This window comes from Pseudomonas sp. NPDC087697, from assembly GCF_044743155.1.
In the GTDB taxonomy this organism is placed as follows: domain Bacteria; phylum Pseudomonadota; class Gammaproteobacteria; order Pseudomonadales; family Pseudomonadaceae; genus Aquipseudomonas.
Map to the genome: position 1 here is coordinate 60,864 of NZ_JBIUVW010000036.1, position 6,623 is coordinate 67,486.

A 6,623-nucleotide genomic window follows, 5' to 3' on the forward strand; every position below is an offset into this window, starting at 1 on the left:
AAAAGAACATGCGACTTTGTTCATTTGCTCCAATTTGACAGATGAGAAGCAGTGCTATTTTCGGTAATGAAACTGTAACATTCGCATCCGCAGTCAAAACAAGAAATTTGGAGCTCTTGAATGTTTGCTTTTTTTCGTCCTGCCGCACATCAGGCTCCATTGCCTGAAGAACACGTAGACAGCACTTACCGGCGCTTGCGCTGGCAAATCTTCGCCGGGATTTTCTTTGGCTATGCGGGTTATTACCTGCTGCGCAAAAACTTCTCCCTGGCCATGCCGTACCTGATCGACGAAGGCTACACCCGTGGCCAATTGGGCCTGGCGATGTCGGCGATTGCGATTGCTTACGGCTTGTCGAAGTTTTTGATGGGCCTGGTGTCGGACCGTTCCAACCCGCGTTACTTCCTGCCCTTCGGCTTGCTGGTATCCGCCGGGGTCATGTTCATTTTCGGTTTCGCACCCTGGGCAACGTCCAGCGTGACCATGATGTTCATCCTGCTGTTCATCAACGGCTGGGCCCAGGGCATGGGCTGGCCGCCAAGTGGCCGGACCATGGTGCACTGGTGGTCGCAGAAAGAACGGGGTGGTGTAGTTTCGGTCTGGAACGTTGCGCATAACGTCGGCGGCGGTCTGATCGGTCCGTTGTTCCTGCTCGGCATGGGCCTGTTCAACGACTGGCACGCGGCGTTCTACGTCCCGGCCGCCGTGGCCTTGCTGGTGGCGGTGTTTGCCTTCATGGTGATGCGTGACACCCCGCAATCGGTAGGCCTGCCGCCCATCGAGCAATACAAGAACGATTACCCGGAAGGCTACGATGCCAGCCACGAAGACGAATTCAGCGCCAAGGAAATTTTCGTCAAGTACGTGCTGCGCAACAAAATGCTCTGGTACATCGCCATGGCCAACGTCTTCGTCTATCTGCTGCGCTACGGCGTACTGGACTGGGCGCCGACCTACCTGAAGGAAGCCAAGCACTTCGACGTGGATAAAACCTCGTGGGCGTACTTCTTCTACGAGTGGGCCGGTATCCCGGGCACGCTGCTGTGCGGCTGGATGTCGGACAAGATCTTCCGTGGCAACCGTGGCCTGACCGGCATGGTGTTCATGGCATTGGTGACCGTGGCGACTCTGGTTTACTGGCTGAACCCGGCCGGCAATCCGACCGTCGACATGATCGCGCTGTTCTCCATCGGCTTCCTGATCTATGGCCCGGTGATGTTGATCGGTCTGCAAGCACTGGAACTGGCACCGAAGAAAGCCGCCGGCACTGCTGCAGGGTTCACCGGCCTGTTTGGTTATCTGGGCGGGTCGGTCGCGGCCAGTGCAGCGATGGGCTACACCGTGGACCATTTCGGCTGGGATGGCGGTTTCGTGTTGCTGGTCGGTGCGTGTCTGTTGGCGATGGCTTGCCTGGCACCGACCTTGTGGCACAAGCAAGTCGCCAGTCAGGGTCGTGAAGCGCTCGCTTAAGCCTTGCAGCGCTTGAGCCGCGCCTCCAGATTCCGGTCTGGCATGGCGTGGCTACGCAGGGCATGTACGGTCTGCTCGACATAATCGCGAGTGGTACCGTAACGCCCGCAAGCGCTTTCGAACACCTGGCTCAGCACATGGTCTGGCAAGTTGCCGGCATAGCTGGGCAGGTGCCGCTCCAAAACAAACCCCAATGCCTGAACCTTGCTTCCGTCTTCCAGCCGGCAATTGAGCCAGTGCGGGCGATAAGACGGCACCGGCATTTCGCGCTGCCAAAGCGCGTACAGCGATGCTTCCAATTGCTCCTCGGGTAACCGGTAGGCAAAGCCGCTGCATGAACCTCCCCGATCCAGGCCAAATACCAGTCCCGGCATTTCCGGCGTACCCCGGTGTTCGTGAGACCACAGGTACAAACCACGATGGTAACCATGCACGCGCCCGCGCACCCGTTCGACCGCCGTGCATTCCGGGCGCCAGATCAATGAACCGTAAGCGAACAACCAGACTGGCCCGCCCTTGTGCCGGGCCATGGTGGCCTGCATCGAGCTGAGCAATTGTTCGTGAGTCAGCTGCGCGCCCAGATCGAGCCGCGGAGGGTAAGCCAGATTCAAACAACTAGATTCAATGGCGGTCATAGTGAATGGTGTTCGGCCCCACAAGTATTACAAGATGTAAGCAAGATTAACGTCATAGAACATATAGCAGTAAACGTAAAACGAAAAGTGCTAAAGGACGTATGACCCCTCTATATCAAGGACTACACCCATGAAACAGCCTGACATATAGCTTAATACTCTTTTGAAAACATCTTAAATACCCGAATGAAATATGCATAAGCCTTGCCTCCGTTCAGAATCAACGGTCACTTAACAGATCTTTCTGACGTATTCGTCTGATACCCTGCCGCCCCTTCTTTGAATGCAGGCGTATAGCAGCCTCCACAGGCGCACGCCGAATTGCTCAATAGAGGTCGCAAGATGAAAAACCTACAGATTTACGGTCTGCTGTTACTGGCGCTGGCCACCCCGGCGCTGGCAGTAGAAAACCCGACTCAAGAAGACAAAGGTTTCTGGTACCTGCAAACCAGCCTCTACACCAAACACTATTCGCCAGACCCCGACCACAATGACAATCAGGACCTGATCGGCCTTGAACGCAATGATGCGTCCGGTTGGTTGTTTGGCGCGGCGACTTTTCGCAACTCGTTCAGCCAGCGTTCGTATTACGCCTATGCGGGGAAGCGTTACGAGAGCGCCAACTATCCGGTGTATGTAAAGCTGACCGGTGGCTTACTCCAGGGTTACAGCGGCGAGTACAAGGACAAGATTCCCCTCAACCACTTCGGCGTAGCGCCGGTGATCATTCCATCACTCGGCGCTTATTACGGTCCGGTAGCGGCCGAGCTGGTGTTGCTCGGCTTCAACGCGGCCATGATTACCACTGGCGTGCGTTTCTAGCTTGCTTGCGGTCGAGGCGCGTAAGCGAAGACGTCGGCGCGCATCTGGTGCGCGTCCATCCCGGCGTTGACCAAGGCGTCCAGGGTGCCGTAAACCATCGCCGGCGAACCACTGGCGTACACATGCAGGGATTTCAGGTCGGGAAAGTCCTCGCAAACCGCCTCGTGCAACATGCCACAACGCCCTTCCCAACCGCACAGATCGCTGACGACCTTGTGCAGGAACAGGTTGGGCAGCTTCAGCCATTCATCCCAATGTTCGATCTGATAGAAGTCTTCCGGTCGCCGCACGCCCCAGTACAAATGCACCGGATATTTGAAGCCCTTGGCCCGGCAATGCTCGATCAGGCTGTGGATCTGCCCCATGCCGGTACCCGCGGCCATCAACACCAGCGGGCTGTCAGGCAACTCGGCCAAATGCGTATCGCCGAATGGCATTTCGATCCGCACCATGCGATTGCGCTGCAACTGCTCGATCAGGCTCAGTGCACTGGCTTCGCGCGCCAGCACATGAATTTCCAGATCTCGCCCCGAGTGTGGTGCCGAGGCTAATGAGAAGGCAGATTTTTCGCCATTCTCGCGCTCGATCAGCAGGTACTGCCCGGCGTGATAGCGCGGCGGCTTGCCGGCCGGAGCCCGCAGTCGAACCCGCCAGGTATCACCGCCAACGTCTACGCATTCAGTGACCTGACACGACAGGCTGCGCACCGGCAGTTCTCCCAGCGCAAGGACGCCATCCCACAATACGATGCAGTCTTCCAGCGGCTCTGCTATGCAAGTGTAGAACTCGCCGTGGTCGCGCACATCGCCTGACTGCTCGACCCGACCTTCGACCAGCAACGCGCCACAGATGTGACAGTTGCCATTACGACAGCTTTGCGGGCACTCATAGCCCAGGCGCCGCGCCCCATCGAGAATCCGCTCGCCGGGCAGTATCTCAAGCACTGCTCCGGACGGCTGCAAGGTTACACGCATCAATCTATTCCTAACTGATTCCAGATGGCATCGATCCGGCGTGTCACCGCCTCATCCTTGACGATCACCCGGCCCCACTCGCGGGTGGTTTCACCGGGCCATTTATGCGTGGCATCGAGCCCCATCTTCGAACCCAGGCCGGAAATCGGCGAGGCGAAGTCGAGGTAGTCGATCGGCGTGTTATCGATCATCACCGTATCGCGCTTGGGGTCCATGCGCGTGGTGATGGCCCAGATCACGTCGTTCCAGTCGCGGGCGTTGATATCGTCGTCAGTGACGATAACGAACTTGGTGTACATGAACTGTCGCAAAAACGACCAGACACCGAGCATTACCCGCTTGGCATGGCCGGGATACTGCTTCTTCATGGTCACAATGGCCATGCGGTACGAGCAGCCTTCGGGCGGCAGGTAGAAGTCGGTGATCTCCGGGAATTGCTTTTGCAGGATCGGCACGAACACTTCGTTCAGCGCCACACCAAGGATCGCCGGCTCATCCGGTGGACGGCCGGTGTAGGTGCTGTGGTAGATCGGCTTGATACGGTGCGTGATGCGCTCGACGGTGAACACCGGGAAGCTGTCGACTTCGTTGTAATAGCCGGTATGGTCGCCGTAAGGCCCTTCGTCAGCCATTTCGCCCGGATGGATCACACCTTCGAGGATGATCTCGGCGGTGGCCGGTACTTGCAGGTCGTTGCCACGGCACTTCACCAACTCAGTGCGGTTACCACGCAAGAGGCCGGCGAAGGCGTACTCGGACAGGCTGTCCGGCACCGGCGTAACGGCCCCCAGAATGGTCGCAGGGTCGGCGCCCAGCGCCACGGACACCGGGAACGGCTGGCCTGGATGCTTCTCGCACCACTCGCGATAGTCCAGCGCGCCGCCACGGTGGCTCAACCAGCGCATGATGACCTTGTTGCGGCCAATCACTTGCTGGCGATAGATGCCAAGGTTCTGGCGATCCTTGTTCGGGCCTTTGGTGACCGTCAGGCCCCAGGTGATCAGCGGGCCGACGTCGCCAGGCCAGCAGGTCTGAACCGGCAGCATTGCGAGATCGACGTCATCGCCTTCGATGACCACTTCCTGGCAGATCGCGTCTTTGACGACTTTCGGCGCCATGGCAATGATCTTGCGGAAGATCGGCAGCTTGGACCAGGCGTCTTTCAGACCCTTTGGCGGCTCAGGCTCTTTGAGGAAGGCCAGCAGCTTGCCGATCTCGCGCAGTTCGCTGACGGCTTCGGCGCCCATACCCAGAGCCACGCGCTCAGGCGTACCGAACAGGTTGCCGAGCACGGGAATGTCATAACCGGTCGGGTTTTCGAACAACAGCGCCGGGCCCTTGGCCCGCAAGGTGCGATCGCAGACCTCGGTCATTTCCAGCACTGGTGAAACCGGAACCTGGATGCGCTTGAGTTCGCCGCGCTGTTCCAGGCCGCTGATAAAGTCGCGCAAGTCGCGATACTGCATGCGTAAGCCTCGTTTGGCCGTGGCGTTCGGGGGCATGAGTTTAGCCTCGAACCCACCCGTTCAGAAGAGTGACCAGGCAAATCATCAAAGAACAGATAGCAAAAAGCCGGGTTTCCCCGGCTTTTTGTTGAGCCCGATCGATTTACTTGCGTTTCATCGACAGGAAGAACTCATCGTTGGTCTTGGTCTGTTTCAGCTTGTCGACCAGGAACTCGATGGCAGCGACTTCATCCATAGGATGCAGGAGCTTGCGCAGGATCCACATGCGCTGCAACTCGTCGTCGGCGGTCAGCAACTCTTCGCGGCGGGTGCCGGAACGGTTGATGTTGATCGCCGGGAAGACGCGTTTTTCAGCGATCTTGCGATCCAGAGGCAGTTCCATGTTGCCCGTGCCTTTGAACTCTTCGTAGATCACTTCGTCCATCTTCGAGCCGGTTTCAACCAGCGCGGTAGCGATGATGGTCAGCGAGCCGCCTTCTTCGATGTTCCGCGCAGCACCGAAGAAACGCTTTGGTTTCTCCAGGGCGTGGGCATCGACACCACCGGTGAGGACCTTGCCGGAGCTCGGGATCACGGTGTTGTAGGCACGTGCCAGACGAGTGATGGAGTCGAGCAGGATGACCACGTCTTTCTTGTGTTCAACCAGGCGCTTGGCCTTCTCGATCACCATTTCGGCAACCTGCACGTGGCGGGTTGGCGGCTCGTCGAACGTCGAGGCAACCACTTCGCCGCGCACGGTGCGCTGCATTTCGGTTACTTCTTCCGGACGTTCGTCGATCAGCAGCACGATCAGATGAACTTCAGGGTTGTTACGAGCGATGTTGGCAGCGATGTTCTGCAGCATGATCGTCTTGCCCGCTTTTGGCGGAGCAACGATCAGACCGCGCTGGCCTTTACCGATCGGGGCGCACAGGTCGATGACACGACCGGTCAAATCTTCGGTGGAACCGTTACCGGCTTCCATTTTCATGCGCACGGTCGGGAACAGCGGGGTCAGGTTCTCGAAGAGAATCTTGTTTTTCGCGTTCTCGGGACGATCGTAGTTGATCGTGTCGACCTTGAGCAGTGCGAAATAACGCTCGCCTTCCTTTGGAGGACGGATCTTGCCAACGATGGTGTCACCGGTGCGCAAGTTGAAGCGACGGATCTGACTCGGCGAGACGTAGATATCGTCTGGGCCGGCGAGATAGGAGGCGTCTGCAGAGCGGAGGAAGCCGAAGCAGTCCTGGAGAATCTCCAGCACGCCATCACCGGAG

Annotated in this window: 6 protein-coding genes; 2 read left to right on the plus strand and 4 right to left on the minus strand. The window is 58.2% G+C overall.

Features of this window, described 5'->3' with window-relative positions; all coding sequences use genetic code 11:
• Nucleotides 1-120: 120 nt before the first annotated feature.
• Nucleotides 121-1,470: a glycerol-3-phosphate transporter gene (glpT, locus tag ACIPIN_RS21505; RefSeq protein WP_401121841.1), complete on the plus strand. Its 1,350-nt coding sequence runs from the start codon at nt 121-123 to the stop codon at nt 1,468-1,470.
• Here glpT and ACIPIN_RS21510 read toward each other — a convergent pair.
• Nucleotides 1,467-2,105, minus strand: a complete 639-nt coding sequence (locus tag ACIPIN_RS21510; RefSeq protein ID WP_401121843.1) for a gamma-glutamylcyclotransferase — start codon at nt 2,103-2,105, stop codon at nt 1,467-1,469. The two genes, glpT and ACIPIN_RS21510, sit on opposite strands and share 4 nt — an antisense overlap.
• 342 nt (nt 2,106-2,447) lie before the next feature.
• Between ACIPIN_RS21510 and ACIPIN_RS21515 the strand changes: the two genes are divergently transcribed.
• Nucleotides 2,448-2,927 carry a sn-glycerol-3-phosphate transporter gene (locus tag ACIPIN_RS21515; RefSeq protein WP_401121845.1) on the plus strand — a complete coding sequence of 160 codons (480 nt, stop codon included), beginning with the start codon at nt 2,448-2,450 and terminating at the stop codon, nt 2,925-2,927.
• Here the strand turns inward: ACIPIN_RS21515 and ACIPIN_RS21520 are convergent.
• The 3 genes from ACIPIN_RS21520 to rho all read right to left on the minus strand — a co-directional run.
• On the minus strand, nt 2,924-3,901 hold the full coding sequence (locus ACIPIN_RS21520) for a CDP-6-deoxy-delta-3,4-glucoseen reductase (protein ID WP_401121848.1): 978 nt from the start codon (nt 3,899-3,901) through the stop codon (nt 2,924-2,926). The genes ACIPIN_RS21515 and ACIPIN_RS21520 overlap by 4 nt on opposite strands.
• Nucleotides 3,901-5,367: a 4-hydroxy-3-polyprenylbenzoate decarboxylase gene (gene ubiD / locus ACIPIN_RS21525; protein WP_123426241.1), complete on the minus strand. Its 1,467-nt coding sequence runs from the start codon at nt 5,365-5,367 to the stop codon at nt 3,901-3,903. Before ubiD ends, ACIPIN_RS21520 begins: the two co-directional genes overlap by 1 nt.
• A gap of 142 nt (nt 5,368-5,509) precedes the next feature.
• The coding region (gene rho, locus ACIPIN_RS21530) for a transcription termination factor Rho (RefSeq protein WP_401121850.1) at nt 5,510-6,623 on the minus strand (1,114 nt) is incomplete at its 5' end.

Bases quoted from the DNA above. Each gene is read 5' to 3' on its own strand.
- glpT (WP_401121841.1), top strand. From the start codon at position 121: ATGTTTGCTTTTTTTCGTCCTGCCGCACATCAGGCTCCATTGCCTGAA.
- ACIPIN_RS21520 (WP_401121848.1), bottom strand. From the start codon at position 3,901: ATGCGTGTAACCTTGCAGCCGTCCGGAGCAGTGCTTGAGATACTGCCC.
- ACIPIN_RS21510 (WP_401121843.1), bottom strand. From the start codon at position 2,105: ATGACCGCCATTGAATCTAGTTGTTTGAATCTGGCTTACCCTCCGCGG.
- ACIPIN_RS21515 (WP_401121845.1), top strand. From the start codon at position 2,448: ATGAAAAACCTACAGATTTACGGTCTGCTGTTACTGGCGCTGGCCACC.
- ubiD (WP_123426241.1), bottom strand. From the start codon at position 5,367: ATGCAGTATCGCGACTTGCGCGACTTTATCAGCGGCCTGGAACAGCGC.